This window comes from Paraburkholderia sp. (assembly GCF_050742655.1).
Classification (GTDB): domain Bacteria; phylum Pseudomonadota; class Gammaproteobacteria; order Burkholderiales; family Burkholderiaceae; genus Paraburkholderia.
In genome coordinates this window covers 137,657-155,801 of sequence record NZ_JBOIGG010000010.1, presented here as the reverse complement: position 1 = coordinate 155,801, position 18,145 = coordinate 137,657, and the positions used below count along the sequence as shown (strand labels likewise).

At 66.9% G+C, this 18,145-nt stretch carries 10 protein-coding genes; 2 read left to right on the top strand and 8 right to left on the bottom strand.

Annotated features, from left to right (window positions below):
* The 3 genes from glcE to ACREXZ_RS16155 form a co-directional block, all read right to left on the bottom strand.
* Positions 1 to 1,089, bottom strand: a complete 1,089-nt coding sequence (gene glcE / locus ACREXZ_RS16165) for a glycolate oxidase subunit GlcE (protein ID WP_431765106.1) — start codon at positions 1,087 to 1,089, stop codon at positions 1 to 3.
* A gap of 185 nt (positions 1,090 to 1,274) precedes the next feature.
* A complete protein-coding gene (locus ACREXZ_RS16160) occupies positions 1,275 to 2,768 on the bottom strand; it encodes an FAD-linked oxidase C-terminal domain-containing protein (RefSeq protein WP_431765198.1) in 1,494 nt (497 codons plus the stop codon).
* Between the two features lie 64 nt (positions 2,769 to 2,832).
* Positions 2,833 to 4,248: an FAD-binding oxidoreductase gene (locus ACREXZ_RS16155; protein ID WP_431765105.1), complete on the bottom strand. Its 1,416-nt coding sequence runs from the start codon at positions 4,246 to 4,248 to the stop codon at positions 2,833 to 2,835.
* A 216-nt stretch (positions 4,249 to 4,464) separates the two neighbouring features.
* On the opposite strand from ACREXZ_RS16155, the gene ACREXZ_RS16150 reads away from it, so the two are divergent.
* Positions 4,465 to 5,019: a cob(I)yrinic acid a,c-diamide adenosyltransferase gene (locus ACREXZ_RS16150; RefSeq protein ID WP_431765104.1), complete on the top strand. Its 555-nt coding sequence runs from the start codon at positions 4,465 to 4,467 to the stop codon at positions 5,017 to 5,019.
* Between the two features lie 67 nt (positions 5,020 to 5,086).
* Here ACREXZ_RS16150 and aroG read toward each other — a convergent pair whose 3' ends face one another.
* From aroG to ACREXZ_RS16130, 4 genes are all read right to left on the bottom strand, one after another.
* Positions 5,087 to 6,160: a 3-deoxy-7-phosphoheptulonate synthase AroG gene (gene aroG / locus ACREXZ_RS16145; protein ID WP_431765103.1), complete on the bottom strand. Its 1,074-nt coding sequence runs from the start codon at positions 6,158 to 6,160 to the stop codon at positions 5,087 to 5,089.
* 382 nt (positions 6,161 to 6,542) lie between these two features.
* Positions 6,543 to 8,009, bottom strand: coding sequence for a metalloprotease TldD (gene tldD, locus ACREXZ_RS16140; protein ID WP_431765102.1), 1,467 nt, complete (start codon positions 8,007 to 8,009; stop codon positions 6,543 to 6,545).
* A gap of 171 nt (positions 8,010 to 8,180) precedes the next feature.
* Positions 8,181 to 9,008 carry a carbon-nitrogen hydrolase family protein gene (locus ACREXZ_RS16135; RefSeq protein ID WP_431765101.1) on the bottom strand — a complete coding sequence of 276 codons (828 nt, stop codon included), beginning with the start codon at positions 9,006 to 9,008 and terminating at the stop codon, positions 8,181 to 8,183.
* 85 nt (positions 9,009 to 9,093) lie between these two features.
* The gene (locus tag ACREXZ_RS16130) at positions 9,094 to 13,290 is read right to left on the bottom strand and encodes a YhdP family protein (protein WP_431765100.1); all 4,197 of its coding nucleotides are present in this window, start codon (positions 13,288 to 13,290) and stop codon (positions 9,094 to 9,096) included.
* A gap of 237 nt (positions 13,291 to 13,527) precedes the next feature.
* Here ACREXZ_RS16130 and glnE point away from each other — a divergent pair, with 237 nt between their 5' ends.
* A complete protein-coding gene (glnE, locus tag ACREXZ_RS16125; protein ID WP_431765099.1) occupies positions 13,528 to 16,350 on the top strand; it encodes a bifunctional [glutamate--ammonia ligase]-adenylyl-L-tyrosine phosphorylase/[glutamate--ammonia-ligase] adenylyltransferase in 2,823 nt (940 codons plus the stop codon).
* 89 nt (positions 16,351 to 16,439) lie between these two features.
* On the opposite strand, the gene recN is transcribed toward glnE, so the two are convergent.
* Positions 16,440 to 18,122: a DNA repair protein RecN gene (gene recN, locus ACREXZ_RS16120; protein WP_431765098.1), complete on the bottom strand. Its 1,683-nt coding sequence runs from the start codon at positions 18,120 to 18,122 to the stop codon at positions 16,440 to 16,442.
* Positions 18,123 to 18,145 lie beyond the last annotated feature (23 nt).

Here is an 18,145-nt window from a genome sequence, read left to right as displayed (position 1 = left end):
TTAGAAATCGGGATACAACCGGCCGCGATTGAAGATGCGGGCCGGGTCGAACGCAGCCTTCAGGCCGCGGTGGATTTTCATCAGCGGCGAGGGCAGCGGCGTGAATACGCCGGAGCTGCGGTCGTAGCCGTGGCCGGTGCGGAAGATGGTCGCGTGGCCGCCGGCCTGCTTCGCGCTCATGCGTACAGTCTGCGCATCGGTGTCGGTGATCCACCAGCGCTGTGCGCCGCCCCATTCCATCAGTTGCGCACCAGGTAGTTGCAGCGGCTCGGTGATGGTCGGCAGCGCGAGGCGCCACAACGCGGCCTTCGGTGCGATCGCCGAGAAGAACGGATCGGTCTGTTCGCGCAGGCCAGCCCAGAAGCGCTCGGCCTCGACTGCGTCGACCACTTCGCCGCCGAGTGCCGACTTCGCCGCTTTGACGGCCGCCTCCGCGCCGCCGAGCCGCAGCGCGAGCGTGCCGTTGCGCCATGCGCTCGCAGTGATCGGTAGTGGCCGGCCGCCCCATTCGTTGAGCTTGCGTACCGCATCGGTGCCGTTCATGTCGAACTTCAGCGTGGCTTCGCTCTTCGCGCGCGGCAGCACCTTCACCGACAGCTCGAGGATCAGGGCAAGCGTACCGAGCGAGCCCGCCATCAGCCGCGATACGTCGTAGCCGGCGACATTCTTCACGACCTGCCCGCCGAAATGCAGCACCTGGCCGTGGCCGTTCATCACGACCGCGCCGAGCACGAAGTCACGCGCCGCGCCCACGGCCGGGCGACGCGGCCCCGCGATGCCGGCCGCGATGCAGCCGCCGAAGGTCGCCTGCGCGCCGAAGTGCGGCGGCTCGAACGGCAGCATCTGGTCGTGTTCCGCGAGCGCCGCTTCGATCTCGAGGAGCGGCGTGCCGGCGCGCGCGGTGATGACGAGTTCGGCGGGGTCGTAGGAAACGATGCCGCGATGGGCGCGCGTGTCGAGGATTTCACCTTCCAGCGTCTGGCCGTACCAGTCCTTGGTGCCCCCGCCACGGATGCGCAGCACGCGTCCCGCAGCGGTAGCCGAGCGAATGCGCTCGGACCAGTTGGCGACGATGTCGTCCTCTTCCATGGTGTCCTGCTTGGTTGTCGCTTCGTTGTATTTGGTCTGATTGTACCGGGCGGGACCGTGCTGGCAACCCGGAGCGGACCCCTAGGCCGCGGACCATGGACGCGGGAGAAAACAGCGGCCATGCATGGCGCACAGCCGCGTTGCCCGGCATGCGGACGGCATCAGAAGCGGCATTAGAAGCAGCATTAGAAGCGGGGCAGGTCGGGATGCGGCAGCAGGCCGCCGCGCACGTGCATCTTCCCGTATTCGGCACAGCGCGCGCGCGTCGGGATGCCTTTGTCGGGGTTTAGCAGGCGGGCCGGATCGAAGGCGCGCTTGACCGCGTGAAACGCGTCGCGCTCCTCCGGCGAGAACTGCACGCACATCGAATTGATCTTCTCGATGCCGACGCCGTGCTCACCCGTCACCGTGCCGCCGAGTTCGACGCAGGCCTCGAGGATGTCCGCGCCGAACGCCTCGGCGCGATGCCATTCGTCGAGATCGTTGCCGTTGAAGAGGATCAGCGGATGCATGTTGCCGTCGCCCGCATGGAACACGTTCATGCAGCGCAGCTGGTATTTCCCTTCCATCGTCTCGATGCGCGCGAGCAGCGGGCCGATGCTGCGGCGCGGCACCGTGCCGTCCATGCAGTAGTAGTCGGGCGAGATGCGGCCCGCCGCCGGGAATGCGTTCTTGCGGCCCGACCAGAAGCGCAGCCGCTCGCTTTCCGAGCGCGAAATCTGGATTCGCGTAGCGCCGTGTTCGCGCAGCACCGCGGTCATCCGGACCACTTCTTCGGCGACTTCCTCGGACGTGCCGTCGGATTCGCACAGCAGGATCGCGGCCGCGTCGAGATCGTAGCCGGCGTTGACGAAGCCTTCGACCGCGCGCGTCGCCGGCTTGTCCATCATCTCGAGGCCTGCGGGAATGATGCCGGCCGCGATGATCTCGGCGACCGCGTCGCCGCCCTTGATGACGTCGTCGAAGCTCGCCATGATCACCTGCGCGGTCTGCGGCTTCGGGATCAGCTTGACGGTGACCTCGGTGACGATCGCGAACATGCCTTCGCTGCCGATCACCACCGCGAGCAGATCGAGCCCGGGTGCATCGGGACTCAGCGAACCGAATTCGACGACCTCGCCTTCCATCGTCACAGCGCGCACGCGCAGCACGTTGTGAACCGTCAACCCGTACTTCAGGCAATGCACGCCGCCCGAATTCTCCGACACGTTGCCGCCGATCGTGCACGCGATCTGCGACGACGGATCGGGCGCGTAGTAGAGCCCGTACGGTGCGGCCGCTTCGGAGATCGCGAGGTTGCGCACGCCGGGCTGCACGGTAGCCGTGCGCGCATACGAGTCGACTTCGACGATCTTGCGGAAGCGCGCAAGCGACACGACGATGCCATGCCGTATCGGCATCGCGCCGCCCGACAGCCCGGTGCCGGCGCCGCGCGGCACGATCGGCACGTCGAGCCGGTTGCAGATCTGCACGATGCGCTGCACCTGCGACTCCGTTTCCGGCAGTACGACCGCGAGCGGCAGACGACGATACGCAGCGAGGCCATCGCATTCGTACGCGGTCGTGTCTTCCTCGCGATACAGCAAACAATGTGTGGGCAGCACGGCCATCAGCGCCTGCACGACTTCGCGTTGACGCTGTGCGAGCACGTCGGCCGACAGCTCGGCGGGGGTGTTCAGGTCTTCGGCTGCGGCGACCTCTTTCATGTCCGGGCGCTCCGTATCGTTAAGCTCATCAGACTCATCAGGCAACCCACGAGAAAATCTTGCCGGGGTTCATCAGATTACGCGGATCGAGCGCGTGCTTGATCGAGCGCATCGTATCCACGGCAGCGGGGCCGTGTTCTTCGAGCAGGAAATTCATCTTGTGCAACCCGACGCCGTGTTCGCCGGTGCAGGTGCCGTCCATGCGCAGCGCGCGCTGCACGATTCGCTGGTTGAGCCGTTCGGCTTCGGCGAATTCTTCCGGTTTGTTCGGGTCGATCAGGATCGCGACGTGGAAGTTGCCGTCGCCGACGTGACCGACGATCGGGCAGGGCAGCGGCGACGCGATCAGATCCTGCTCGGTTTCGACGACGCATTCAGCGAGCCGCGAGATCGGCACGCAGACGTCGGTCGTCACCGCGCGGCAGCCGGGCTTCAGTTGCAGCATCGCGAAGTACGCGTTGTGCCGCGCGTTCCACAGACGGCTGCGGTCTTCGGGCCGCGTCGCCCATTCGAAGCCCTGGCCTGCGTTCTGTGCGGCGATCTCCTGCACGATTTCGGCCTGCTCCTTCACGCCCGCCTCGGTGCCGTGAAATTCGAAGAACAGAGTCGGTGCTTCGCGCAGCGTCAGATGCGCATGACGGTTGATCGAGCGGATCGCGAGCGCATCGACGAACTCGACGCGTGCGATCGGCACACCCATCTGGATCGTTTCGATCACCGCGCGTACCGCATCGCCCATCGATGGAAACGCGCACACCGCCGCCGACACCGCCTCCGGCTGCGGATAGAGCCGCAGCGTGACTTCGGTGATGACGCCGAGCGTGCCTTCGGAGCCGACGAACAGACGCGTGAGGTCGTAGCCCGCCGACGACTTGCGCGCGCGCGTGCCGGTATGGATCGTGCGGCCGTCCGCGAGCACGACGGTCAGGCCCAGTACGTTCTCGCGCATCGTGCCGTAACGCACGGCGTTGGTCCCCGATGCGCGCGTCGCGGACATCCCGCCGATGCTCGCGTCGGCGCCCGGATCGATGGGGAAGAACAGGCCCGTGTCGCGCAGCGCTTCGTTCAGCTGCTTGCGCGAAATGCCGGGCTCGACGGTGACGGTGAGATCTTCCGCGTTGATCGACAGCACGTGGTTCATTTCGCTGAGGTCGATCGACACGCCGCCCTGCACGGCCAGCAGATGGCCTTCGAGCGACGAGCCGTTGCCGTACGGAATGATCGGCGTGTCATGCTGCGCACACAGCTTGACGAGCGTCTGCACGTCTTCCGTCGTGCGGACGTAGACGACGGCGTCGGGCAACTGAGGATCGAACGGCGATTCGTCGCGGCCGTGGTTTGTGCGCACCGCTTCGGCGGTCGAGACGCGTTCGCCGAAGGCGGCTTTCAGCGCGGTGAGCAAGGCTTCGGGAAAGGGGCGGCGCACGGATGCCGGCGGCACGGGATGGTTCACGCATGTCTCCTGATGGCGGCGGGATATCTGGAAGTATCCGTCTGAACGTATCGGGCCATTTTACGCCGCGATCGGTGGGCGCGTGCGCGGCGTGCGCATCGTGTCGGGTGTCATCCCCAGCCACCTATAATGGCTGCAACCTGTCGACTTACCGATTCATCGACCCGGCGCGCGGCGCCGACGGCGGCCGCCGGCCGCAATCCACCGGGACTCATCATGGGCAACCGCTTGAGCAAGATCGCCACCCGTACCGGCGACGACGGCAGCACCGGCCTCGGCGATGGCCGGCGCGTGCGCAAGGACGATGCGCGGATCGCGGCGATCGGCGACGTCGACGAACTGAATTCGAATCTTGGCGTGCTGCTGGGCGAACCGTTGCCCGACGACGTGCGCGCGGCGTTGATCGCGGTCCAGCACGATCTGTTCGATCTCGGCGGAGAGCTTTGCATACCGGGCCATACGGTGATTTCGGATGCATATCTTGCGCGGCTCGACGGCTGGCTCGCCGACTACAACGCGACGCTGCCGCCGCTCAAGGAGTTCATCCTGCCGGCCGGATCGCGCGCGGCGGCGCTCGCACACGTTTGCCGGACCGTGTGCCGGCGAGCCGAGCGGACCATCGTTGCGCTCGGCGAATCGGAGACGATCAACGCGGCACCACGCCGCTACGTGAATCGTCTGTCGGACCTGCTGTTCGTGCTGGCTCGCGTGCTGAACCGCGCGGACGGCGGCAGCGACGTGCTGTGGCGTCACGATCGCGGCGCGGGTTAGGGCTTCCCGCTAGAGGGGCTTCACGAAGCAATGCGACGCCCCAAAACCCGACCGCAGCCGCAGCCGGTCAATTACCGCTGCCGCGCGCAACCCGACGCTGCTTCACCGCGTCCGCGAGACCTTCGAGCACCCCGATGCTGTCGTCCCAGCCGATGCACGCATCGGTGACGCTCTGGCCGTACGTAAGCGCGCAGCCTTCCTGCAGATCCTGGCGTCCCGCGACCAGATGCGACTCGACCATCACGCCGACGATCCGCTCGTCGCCGCCGGCGATCTGCCGGCCGATGTCCGCGCACACCGGAATCTGGTTTTCATGCTTCTTCGAGCTGTTCGCGTGGCTCGCGTCGATCATCAGACGCGCCGCGAGACCGGCCTTACCGATGTCCGCACAGGCCACGTTGACGCTTTCGGCGTCGTAGTTCGGCGTCTTGCCGCCGCGCAGGATGATGTGGCAGTCCTCGTTGCCGGCCGTCGACACGATTGCCGAGTGGCCGCCCTTCGTCACCGACAGGAAATGGTGCGGCTGCGACGCCGCCTTGATCGCATCGACGGCAATCTTCACGTTGCCGTCGGTGCCGTTCTTGAACCCGACCGGGCACGACAGCCCCGACGCCAGTTCGCGATGCACCTGCGATTCGGTCGTACGCGCGCCGATTGCCCCCCACGAAATCAGGTCGGCGATGTATTGCGGGCTGATCATGTCGAGGTATTCGGTGCCCGCGGGCAGACCGAGTTCGTTGATATGCAGCAGCAGTTCGCGCGCGGTGCGCAGACCGTCGTTGATCTTGAAGCTGTTGTCCATGAACGGGTCGTTGATGAGACCCTTCCAGCCCACTGTCGTCCGCGGCTTTTCGAAATACACGCGCATCACGATCTCGAGTTCGCCCGCGAAGCGCTTGCGTTGTTCGACGAGCCGTCCCGCGTATTCGAGTGCGGCCTTCGTGTCGTGAATCGAGCACGGCCCGACGATCACGATCAGACGGTCTTCCATCCCGTGCAGGATGCGGTGCATCGACTGGCGTGCGTTGTAGATCAGGCTCGACACCGTTTCATTGCACGGGAATTCGCGGATCAGGTGCGCCGGCGGCGTGAGTTCCTTCAGTTCCCGGATGCGGACATCGTCGGTGTTGTGCGGGGGCATGGTTTTTCTCCAGGATTTTGCTGGGTTTTGCTTGTAGCGTGTTCGCGCGGCGGGCCGCGGCGGAAAACTCGTCAGGCTAAACAGGTTTAAAAAGGGAAACGGCGAGGGCGAAAAAAAACCGCCAGACTCGCTGGCGGTTTTTTCGGGAATTTCGTGTGCCTTACGTGCACTGTCACCCCTCTCGATCCGCCAGCGGTCTGAGATGCCAAAAGAAGTAAAAATAAAACCTGGCGGACATGGCGTTAAAAGTGATCGCTGATCTGGAAAAGGGTGTCGTGCTTTATAACCCGGCATCGAACGGCTGACAAGCTGCGGCACGTAAAAATGCGGGAAATCCGCACGTTTCGTTGATTCAATGCAAGAAACGTGCGGATTGTGCGACTTAAGCGGTGCCGCCGACCGTCATTTTCTCGATACGCAGTGTCGGCTGGCCGACGCCGACCGGCACGCTCTGGCCTTCCTTGCCGCACACGCCGACGCCGGTGTCGAGCGCCATGTCGTTGCCGATCATCGTCACGTACTTCAACGATTCCGGGCCGCTGCCGATCAGCGTCGCGCCCTTCACCGGGTAGCTGATCTTGCCGTTCTCGATCATGTACGCCTCGGACGCCGAGAACACGAACTTGCCGTTCGTGATGTCGACCTGGCCGCCGCCGAAGTTCACCGCGTACAGCCCGTTCTTCACCGACTCGATGATTTCCTTCGGGTCGCGGTCGCCATTCAGCATGTAGGTGTTGGTCATGCGCGGCATCGGTAGCGCGGCGTACGACTCGCGGCGCGCGTTGCCGGTGACGGGCATCTTCATCAGGCGCGCGTTCAGCGTGTCCTGGATGTAGCCCTTGAGGATACCGTCCTCGATCAGCGTCGTGCACTGCGTGGGGTTGCCTTCGTCGTCGATGTTCAGCGAGCCGCGACGGTTCGGTAGCGTGCCGTCGTCGACAACCGTGACGCCCTTCGCCGCGACCCGCTCGCCCATCTGGCCGGCGAACGCGGATGAACCCTTGCGGTTGAAGTCGCCTTCGAGTCCGTGGCCGATCGCCTCGTGCAGCAGCACGCCCGGCCAGCCCGGTCCGAGCACGACGGTCATTGCGCCGGCGGGTGCAGGACGCGCATCGAGATTGACCAGAGCTGCATGCACCGCGTCGTCGACGTACTTCGATAGCACGGCGTCGGTGAAGTAGCCGTAGTCGAAGCGACCGCCGCCGCCGCCGCTGCCGATCTCGCGGCGGCCGTTCTGCTCGGCGATCACCGTCACGGACACACGCACGAGCGGCCGGACGTCGGCCGCGAGCACGCCATCGCTGCGCGCGACCAGCACGACGTCGTATTCGCCGGCGAGCCCTGCCATCACCTGCGTGATGCGCGGATCGCGGCTGCGTGCCATCTGCTCGACGCGTTCGAGCAGCTTCACCTTGGCGGTTGCGTCGAGCGAATGCAGCGGGTCGGATGGCAGATACAGATTGCGGCCCGCGACGCCGGTCAGCGACGACGCGACCTTCACCTTCTGCTTGCCGCCGCCGGCCTTCGCGATCGAGCGGGTCGCGATCGCAGCCTGGCGGATCGCCTCGGGCGACAGGTCGTCCGAATAGGCGAACGCGGTGCGGTCGCCGGACACGGCGCGCACGCCGACGCCCTGATCGATGCTGAAGCTGCCGGATTTGACGATGCCTTCTTCGAGGCTCCATGCCTCGCTGCGGGTCGCCTGGAAATACAGGTCCGCGTAGTCGATGCGATGGGTGAAAATTTCCGCGAGCGTGCGCGTGAGCACGGCTTCGTCGAGGCCGTAGGGCGTCAGCAGGACGTCCTTCGCGGTGGCGAGATTACGGATGCCGGGTTCGATGATGTTCATGCGTATGTGGGTCGATGGAGTCGGGTCGTCGGGTCGGGAGTGTCGGAAGCGTCGCGAAATGCCGTTCGATACATGGGGTTGAGCGGGATGTCGGGCGCAGGCTGTTTCATCAAGATGGATCGGATGGGCCGTACTTTCAATAGCTTCGTCAAAGGCTTCGATGGAATCGCTTCATGCGAGCACGCGGTGACGCCATGCGGGCAGGCTCGCGCGGACTTCGTCGATGCGCGCGCGTTCGAGCGTGCCGGCCACGACCCCGGCGCCTTCGTCGCGCACCGCGACGATCTCGCCCCACGGGTCGATCAGCATGCTATGTCCCCACGTGCGGCGACCGTTTTCGTGGTGGCCGCCCTGCGCGGCGGCGAGCACGTAGCACTGGTTCTCGACCGCGCGGGCGCGCAACAGCATTTCCCAGTGCGCGCGTCCGGTGGTGTAGGTGAACGCGGACGGCACCACGATCAGCGCGCAGTCACCCAGCTTGCGATACAGCTCCGGAAAGCGCAAATCGTAGCAGACCGACAGGCCGACGCGGCCGAACGGCGCGTCGAACGTGCGGACGGCATCGCCGGGACGGATCGTGCGTGCTTCGTCGAATGATTCGTCGCCTTTTTCGAAGCTGAACAGGTGGATCTTGTCGTAGCGTGCCGCTTCGCGGCCCTGCGGATCGAACACGAGCGTCGTGTTGAGGACCCGCGACGGTTCCGGCGCCGTGATCGGCAGCGTGCCGCCGATGATCCACACGCCGTGGCGGCGCGCCGCGTCGGCGAGAAACCGCTGGATCGGGCCGTCGCCATACGGCTCGCGGATCGACAGTTTGTCGGTGTCCTTGAAGCCCATGAAGCAGAAGTATTCGGGCAGCAGCACGAGCTGTGCGCCGTCGGCGGCGGCCTGCGCGATCAGTTGCTCCGCTTGCGCCAGATTGCGGTCGCGCTCCGGCGTGCTGACCATCTGCAGCGCGGCGACGCGGGCCGACGGGGAAGAAACGTGTGGGTCGCTCATGGGCGTTTCGCAAGACTCCTGACAAGGGCGGCGCGGAGCAATGAACCGGCCGTGGCTTCGGCTCCGACCCGCGCGGGACGTGGGCTCAGGGTACGGCCGCCGCCGAAGCGGGTGCGTCCATCTTACCTCTATCGCCATGCACCCGCTCGACGTGCGGTTTGGACCACGATCCGGTGATCGCGTAGTCGAGCGCGAACGCCTTGCTGATCGAATGCGACAGCGCGAAGTCGGCGACCAGCGCGCCCAGCCCGAGCAGCGGATTGAGGACCGCCGCCGCGACCACTGCGGCACCGGCGCTGACGGTCGGTATGACGTGGACGTCGAGGTCCTGCGTTTCCTTCGCGAGATTCACGGTGCCGCGCATCTCGGCGCGCGCGGGCGCGGTTACCATTTTGAAGTCGTCGGTGCGGCCGATGCCGTTCTCGATGCGACCGGTGCCCGTTACGCTTTCGAACGGCAGGCCCTCGCCGATCACGTCGCGGAAGTTCAGCGTCGCGAAGCGCGCGAGGCTTTGCAGGCTCAGCACGCCGAGCAGTTTCGCGACGCCCGGATCGACCTTGAGGATCTGCCCATGCCGCAGGTCGACCGACAGATTGCCGCCGAGCGTCGGGTAATCGATCGCAGTCGGGCCGCCGCGCCAGCCGACCTTGCCCGCGAGCGTGCCCGAGCCGCCCTTGAGGGTGCGCGGCAGGCCCGCGCGTTCGAGCAGCGCGCCCGCGTCCTTGATGTCCAGTTTGAAATCGAACACCGTGCGGCGCGGCGTGTCCTCGTCGGCATTCGCGCCGAGGCGGCGGGAGGTGCGCCAGTTCGCGGTCGCGGTGAGCTTCGCGGCCGGGTTGCTGATCTCGAGGTTGTCGAGCTGCCAGACTGCTACGCCGTCCTCGTCGGTGTTGTGCGCATCGACCTCGAGCCGGCCGAAGTTGCGACCGCGCACGATGAGCTCGTTCACGATCAGGTCGATCGACGGCATGTTCTGCGCCGGCTGGGACATGGCCTGGCCGAGCAGATCGTTTTCCGATGCCGACGGAATCACGAGCCGCGCGAGCCGCGCCTGCAGCGTGCCCGGCGACTCTTTGGTGGCGCCGGGCAGCCACGACAGGTGCCCTGACACCTGGTTCGACGCGATGTTCGCCTGCCAATTGTTGTCGATGTGCGATGCGCCGACGACAACGCTTTCCCAATGCCGCTTGAGCAGCGTCAGCATGCCGATATGAACCGCGAACCGGTTCGGCAGGAACTGCGCCGCGGCGCTGGGCGTCACGCCCGGCGGCGGGCTGTCGCCGTTGCGGCGCATGTCGGTGACGAGCGTGCGCCACGCGTCGGCGTCGAACGTATCGAGATCGACCGCCGCGATGACGCCTTCGGACGGCAGGTCCGCCGGCTTGTTCACGCCGACCGCGCCGCGCACGACGGCCGGCTGTGCGTTCGGCGCGAGCTGCAGCAGATAGGTGGCGGCGATCGGGCCGAACGTCAGATCCGCGCGTTGCAGACCGGCAGCGTTCCCGGCGCCGACGTGCGGCTCCTGCGCGGCCGGCTGCAGCGCGAAGTGCAGCGGCATCGGTGTGCCGACCGGCTTGTTGAACGGCGCCGGAAAATTCAGCGCGAGGCCGGTGAGATCGGAGTTCGCGGTCACGTTGGGCGACTGCCCCTTGCGGCCCTGCACCTTCAGGTCGTAGGGCGCGTTGCCGGACATCCGCGTCAGCACCTGCGCGGCGGGGCCGTGCAGATTCAGGCCGCGGGCGGCGTCGACGGCGATGTGGCCCGCGACGTCGAGCGCATAGCTGCCGTCCTGTTTCAGGCCACCGTTCGCGCGCACGTCGCCGCCGAGGAAGCGGCCCGACAGCCGGTCGAGCGCAGCCGTGCGCTGCGTGAAGTGGACCTTGCCGTTGAGTTGCGACAGCGGCGGCACGTTATCCATCGCGAGACGGTTGTTCTGGAAGCCGACCGTGCCCTCGACCGCGACGTGCGGCTTCGGCGTGCGCGGCACCGTGAGCTTCAACGCGAGCGTGGCGGGACCGTCGGCGTGGATCTTTTCCGCCTTGTGCTTCGACATGCCGCCGAGCGCGCTGCGGTTCACGTAGTCGAGCATGTCGGCGAGCGGGCCGCGGCCGTCGCCGGCGATCACGAGGCTCGAGGCCTTCGTGCCGAGATCGTCGATCTTGCCGGTCACCTTGTGGAGTGCGACGCGCTGGTAGTGCGCGCGGTCGACGTCGAAGCGCAGCAGGTTCTCCTTGATCTCGAACACGCCGTCGATCCCGACGAGCGGTGGCCAGACACTCGGTGTGCCGTCCTTCATCGTCTTCGGCGGAAACGGCGACGGGTCGAACGAGCCGCCCTTGAACGGTGCGACGATGTGGAACACGCCCGCCGACGGCTCGCGTGAATACGGGAATTTGGTCAGGTCGCCATGCACTTCGATCGTCGCGCCGTGCGACGTGCCGGACTGCAGCCCGTGGCCGAGATAGGTGCGCAGCTTCTCGCTGATGCTGGTCGGCAGATAGCGGACGATGCGCGGCACCTGCGCGCGATCGATGGTCGCCTTCAGGTCGAGTGCGCCGCGGCCGTGGCCCGGATTCGAATAATTCGCGACGATCGTGCCGAGCAGGTCGGCGTTCTGCACGGTCAGGCTGGACACCGACACGGCAAACGCCTTGTGCGCTTCGCCCGGCGCCGGCGTGACGGTCCACGTGCCCGCACCGTGCAACCGGTCGAACGTCAGCCGCGGATCGTCGAACACGCCGGGCAGCGTGACCGCCGCGTTCGCGGTGTCGAGCATGATCGAGCCATGCGATTCGTCCGCATCGACGTGGCCCCACAGGTTTTCGACGCCGGGAATGCCGGCGCGCGGGTGATTCAGCGCGGTGAGGCCGGGCGGCGGTTCCTGCGCAGCGAAGCTGATACCTTGCAGATCGCCCTTGAAGCGATAGTGCTCGACCGGCTCCTTGCCGGTCGTGCCACGCTCGGCAGCGGCCTCGCCGCCTTCCGGCGTCGCGCGCTCGATCTCCATCTCGTAATTGGCGACGAGCCCGCGCGGATTGAAGAGCACCAGTTCGTTCAGCAGCCGGCGCGGCAGCGGCAGCGCCCGGCTGAATTCGGCGAGCATGCCGAGGTCGACGCGATCGCCGGCCACGCTGACTAACTGGCCGTGCTGCACGGTCGGCATCCGGTAGCGGCCGGTCAGCGTCGAGAAGGCGAGGGTGCGCGTGAGTGGCGTGCCATCGTCGAGCGGCGGCTGGCCGAGTTCGGCGTGCAGGTTGCGCAGCGTCAGCGTGTAGTCGCCGCGCCCGGGCGCGGCGAGCGTCCACGAGAAGCGCGCGACCGGCATGTCGAGCTTCGGCTGCGTCGGCCGCACGCGCAGCGACACGTCGATGCCGGAAAGCTCGCCGTGCGCGGACTTCATCCGGCCTTCGCCGAAGTCGATCCAGATCGCGTTGTCGATGCGGCCCGCGAAGGTCTCGATCGGGAAGTCGAGGTAGTGCGACAGCGTCGGCAGATCGACGGGGCCGGTCGACACGTACGCGGTGCCGCTCCAGTTGACCGGCTTGCCGATCGCCGAGAGCCGCGCGTGACGGAACTGTGCGCGGAAGTCGAGCGGGCCGTGCAGGACGGTGCCTTCGGCGGGCGCCTGCAGCGCGACGCGGTGGTCGTAGCCGTCGTTGAGAATCGCGAGGCGGATGTCCTGCAGCGCGAGTTCGGGCGCATCGTGCTGCGCGTCGCGCCAGCGCAGCGTGCCGCCGCGCAGCACGATTGCCTGCTGGCGCAGCAGCCATGTCGTGAACGTGTCGTTGCCGGTGTGGGTGCTCGGCATCGGCACGCCGGCGACCGACAGCGTGCCGTCCGATGCGCGCTCGACCAGCACGTCCGGCTGATCGACGACTACGCTCGACAGCAGCGGTGTGAGCTGCACGAGCGAGCGCCACGACACCGTCGCGGTGGCGTGCGGAATGTTCAGTGCGACGTGGCCGTCGTGGTCGCGAATGGTGAGCTGGGTGACGTCGACGCCGGGCTGGAAGCCGACCCAGTGCGGCGCGAGCTTGCCGATCCGCAGTTCAGCGTGGATCTTGCTGGAGACGAGCGCTTCGATGCGCGGGCGGAAATCGTCGACGCGCGGCAGCACGACGTAGCGCAGGCCGAAAAACAGCGCGGCTGCGATGAAATAAACGACGAGCGCGATACACAGCACCACCCGCAGCGTGTGGCGCAGTACCACGTGGTCGCTTCCGCCTGCGGGCCGGGTACTTCCGGCTTGTTGCGGGTCGGCGGAGTCGTTTCGCTCGGACATGCTGCGGCGGATAGCGGGTATGGTAGTTTTGCGGTCTGACGACGAAATGTAACACACGGGCCTGCGTGCACGGACTCCCTGCAAACCCGTTGTCCATGCCGTTTTGCAGCCCGTCCGCAGGCTCGCGTGGTGCACTTGGCACGAGCGGATCGAGACTGTCCAGCACCACGAAGCAAACGAAGCGGTAACCAGGCAACAGCCAGGTAACCACCACGAAGCAACGAGCGAGCCAGACCTTTGAAGACTGATGCCATCCCGCTGAGTTCCAGCTATTCGCATTACGTCGCGCGCGCAGTCGTCGCCCGCCCGGACCTTGCGGTGCGCGTGGCGGCGCTGGCCGCGGCGCCGATCACGCGCGAGCGCATCGAAGCGCGGCTCGACGCGTTGTGCGAAGCGTGTGCCGCGACCGCCGCTGGAGACGATGCACTGAAGCGGGCGCTGCGGCAGCTGCGCACCGAAGTGTTCTGCGCCGTGATGGAGCGCGACCTCGCGCGTATCGCCGACGTCGCCGAGGTGACCGGTGCGATGACCGACCTCGCGGAAGCGACGGTCCAGCGCGCGCTTGCTGCCGTCACGGCCGATCTCGAAGCGCTGTACGGCGAGCCGCGCGGCGCGAACGGCGAGCGGCTGACGCTCGGTGTCGTCGGGATGGGCAAGCTCGGCGGGCGCGAGTTGAATGTGTCGTCGGATATCGATCTGATCTTCGTCTACGAGGACGACGGCGAGACGGCCGGCGGCGAACGCGCGCCGATCGCGACGCAGGAATTCTTCACGCGGGTCGGCCGGCGACTGATCGGCGCGCTCGCCGAAGTGACCGCCGACGGCTACGTGTTCCGCGTCGATATGCGGCTGCGGCCGAACGGCGATTCGGGACCGCTCGTCTGCAGCCTCGGGATGCTCGAAGAGTATTTCTACGTGCAGGGCCGCGAGTGGGAGCGCTATGCGTGGATCAAGGGGCGCCTCGTGTCGGAGGGTCGCAGCGAATCTGCGCGGCGTCTGGCGAAGCAGCTCGGCAAGATCTGCATACCGTTCATCTATCGGCGTTATCTCGATTTCGGCGTGATCGGCGCGATCCGCGCGCTGCACGTGCAGATTCGCCAGGAGGCGCAGCGCCGCGCGTCGATGCGCCCCGACAAGGCCGACGACATCAAGCTCGGCCGCGGCGGCATCCGCGAGATCGAGTTCAGCGCGCAGGTCTTCCAGTTGATCCGCGGCGGCCAGGACGCTGGCTTTCGCGTGCGGCCGACGCTCTCCGTGCTGCGCCATGCTGCCGCGGGCGGGTTGATCGCGCGGTCCGTGTGCGCGGAACTATCGAATGCGTATCGCTTTCTGCGCGAGCTCGAGCACCGGCTGCAATATCGAGACGACGCACAGACCCACGCGATGCCCGTCGATCCGACGGAGCGCGCGGCCCTCGCAACCGTGATGGGCTTCGCCGACTACGCGGCACTGATGGCCGAGCTCGAAGCGCATCGGGACCGCGTCGAACTGCAGTTCGACCAGATTTTCTCCGACAAGGTGAAGGGCCGTCGCGGCTGCGGCGTCGCCGAGGACAGCGCGGCGGTGTGGGTCTGGAGCAGCGCGCTCGCCGACGACAGCGCGGGCGACGCGCTCGAGGCGCACATCATCGAACTGGGCGTCGCCGAGCCGGCGTCGCTGCTCGCCCGGCTGCGCGCGATGTGGCAGTCGTCGCGTTACGCGGGGCTGCCGGAGCGTAGCCGGCAGCGCTTCGACGTCGCCGCTCAACGGGCGCTCGAGGCGGCCCGCACGCTCGAGCCGCCGGAGCGGCGAGGCGATACGGTCGCGCGTTTCTTCGATCTGCTGGAGGCGGTGAGCCGGCGCGGCGCCTATCTCGCGCTGCTTACCGAATATCCGAATGCGTTGCATCGCGTGCTGTCGGTGCTCGGCGCATCGCACTGGGCGGCGGGGTATCTGATCCGCCATCCGCAACTGCTCGACGAACTGCTCGACGACGAGGCGATCGCGAGCCCGTTCGACTGGCCCGAGTTCAAGCGCGCATTGCGCGCGCATCTCGCGGCCGCCGACGGCGTCGAACAGCAGATGGACCTGTTGCGTCACGCGCACCAGGCCGAAGTGTTCCGCATCCTGCTGATCGATCTCGCGGGCAAGCTGAGCGTCGAGCACGTCAGCGACCGGCTGTCCGAACTCGCCGATGCGGTGCTCGACGTGACGCTCGAAGCGGTGTGGGCGCAGCTCGCAAAACGCCATCGCGACGTGCCGCGTTTCGCGGTGATCGCGTACGGCAAACTGGGCGGCAAGGAGTTGGGCTACGCATCGGATCTCGACGTGATCTTCCTGTACGACGATCCCGACGATGTGGCCGCCGACGTCTACACGTCGTTCACGCGTCGCCTGATCACGTGGCTCACGATGGCGACCGGCGCGGGCACGCTGTTCGACGTCGATCTGCGGTTGCGGCCGAACGGTGAGTCGGGGCTACTCGTCACCGATCTCGACGCGTTTCGCCGTTATCAACTGCGCGAGGGCGACGCGGCCAACACCGCGTGGGTGTGGGAGCACCAGGCGCTGACGCGTGCGCGCTACTGCGCGGGCGACACGGAGATCGGCGCGCAGTTCGAGGCGATCCGCGAGCAGGTGCTGACGATGCCGCGCGAAGCCGGGCCGCTTGCACGCGAGATCGTCGATATGCGCGAGCGCGTCGAGGCCGGCCATCCGAACCGTTCAGAGCTGTTCGACCTGAAGCACGATCGCGGCGGGATGGTGGACATTGAGTTCCTGGTCCAGTACTGGGTGCTGTTGCACGCGGCACGCGATCCGGAGCTGATCCGCAATACCGGCAACATCGCGCTGCTGCGCGAGGGATCGCGCTTCGGTTTGATGAGCGCGGACGAGGCCGAGACGGTCGGTGCCGCGTATCGCGCGTACCGGAAGATGCAGCATCGGCTGCGGCTCGACGGGATGGAGAAGGCGCGCGTCGATCCGGCGGCTGTTGCGATTGAGCGCGGTGTGGTGTTGACGCTGTGGAACCGGGTGTTCGGTGGAGTGGGGGCGGGCGAGCAGGTCGAGCCTGCGGACTAGGCGGTGCGTTGGACCGGTGCGTTAGATGCGTGATGTGCGCGCCGGGCCCCAGCGCTCCCGCTTTTTCCTGGCAGCGCACCTCACCCGCTTCAGGCAGTCAACATTTCCTTCGCGTGCTTACGCGTGGTCGCGGTGATCTCGATACCGCCGAGCATTCGCGCGACTTCCTCAATGCGGCTCGCGCGATCGAGCGGCGTGACGGTACTGATCGTGCCGGTCTTGCCGCTTTTGCCATTCAACGCCTGCGCCACCTTCGTTACCTGAAAATGATGATCGCCGCGCGCGGCGACTTGCGGCAAGTGCGTGACGCACAGCACCTGGCGATTACGGCCGAGCTGATGGAGCAGCCGCCCGACCACTTCGGCGACCCCGCCGCCGATGCCCGTATCGACTTCGTCGAAGATCAGCGTGGGCGTCGGGCTCGCGGCGCTCGCGATCACGGCGAGCGCGAGGCTGATCCGCGCGAGTTCGCCACCCGACGCGACCTTCGCGAGCGGCCGCAGCGGCACACCCGCATGCCCGGCGACACGGAACTCGACCTGCTCGAGCCCGTGCGCACCGCCTTCCGGCAACGCGACCAGCGCGACCTCGAAGCTGCCGCCCGCCATCGACAGTTCCTGCATGCCCGTCGTTACCGCCGCGCCGAGCGCTTTCGCGGCCTTCACGCGCGCCTTCGACAGTTGTTTTGCTTCGGCGAGGTACGCGTCCTTCGCCTTCGCTTCGGCGGCGCGCAGGCTGTCGAGATCGGCGGCGGCGTCGAGCGCGGTGAGCTGCGCGCGACGTGCTTCGTGTTCTTCCGGTAGCGTCTGCGGCTGCAGGCGGAATTTGCGCGCGGCCGAGTGCAGTGCTTCGAGACGCTTTTCGACCTGCGCGAGCCGGTTCGGATCGAGTTCGAGACGCTGCGCGTAATGCGACAGCGAATAGGCCGCTTCCTGCAACTGGATTTCGGCGGGTTCGAGCGCGGCGAGCGCATCGTTCAGCGCCGGATCGATGTCGGCGAGGTCGCGCAGCTTCGAGACGATCGAGCCGAGCTGCGAGATCATCGCGCCGTCGGATTCGGACAGCGCGCCGAGCGCGCTCTGCACACCGTCGATCAGGTTCGCCGAATGCGACAACCGCCGATGCTCGGCATTCACGTCGTCCCATTCGCCGGGCTGCGGCGCGAGCTTGTCGAGTTCGGCAAGCTGCCACGCGAGGCGCTCGCGTTCCAGCTGCAACTCGCGATCGCGCGTTTGCGCGAGTTCGACGGCCTGGGCCGCGTCGCGCCAGCCGCGCCACGCGCGGTTCACGGTCGCGGCGGTGTCGAGCAGGCCGGCGTGCGTATCGAATAGCTGGCGCTGCGCGTCGGGGCGCATCAGCAGTTGATGTGCGTGCTGCCCGTGAATGTCGACGAGCATTTCGCCGAGTTCGCGTAGCTGCGTGAGCGTCGCCGGCGTGCCGTTGACGAACGCGCGCGAACGCCCGCCCGCATCGATCACGCGACGCAGCAGCACTGTGCCGTGCGCCGCGTCGTCGGTGGTGCCGAGTGCCTGGTCGTCGAGCCAGCGGTCGACTTCGTCATGGGTATCGAATTCGGCCGTGATGTCCGCACGGGCTTCGCCGGTGCGCACGACGCTGGCATCCGCGCGGGCGCCGAGCGCGAGTGCCAGCGCGTCGATCAGGATCGACTTGCCGGCGCCCGTTTCGCCCGAGAAAACCGTGAAGCCGCTGTCGAATTCGAGGTCGAGCGCGGCGACGATGACGAAGTCGCGTATCGAGAGGTGGCGAAGCATGGAGTCGTCTGGTTGGCAGGGGT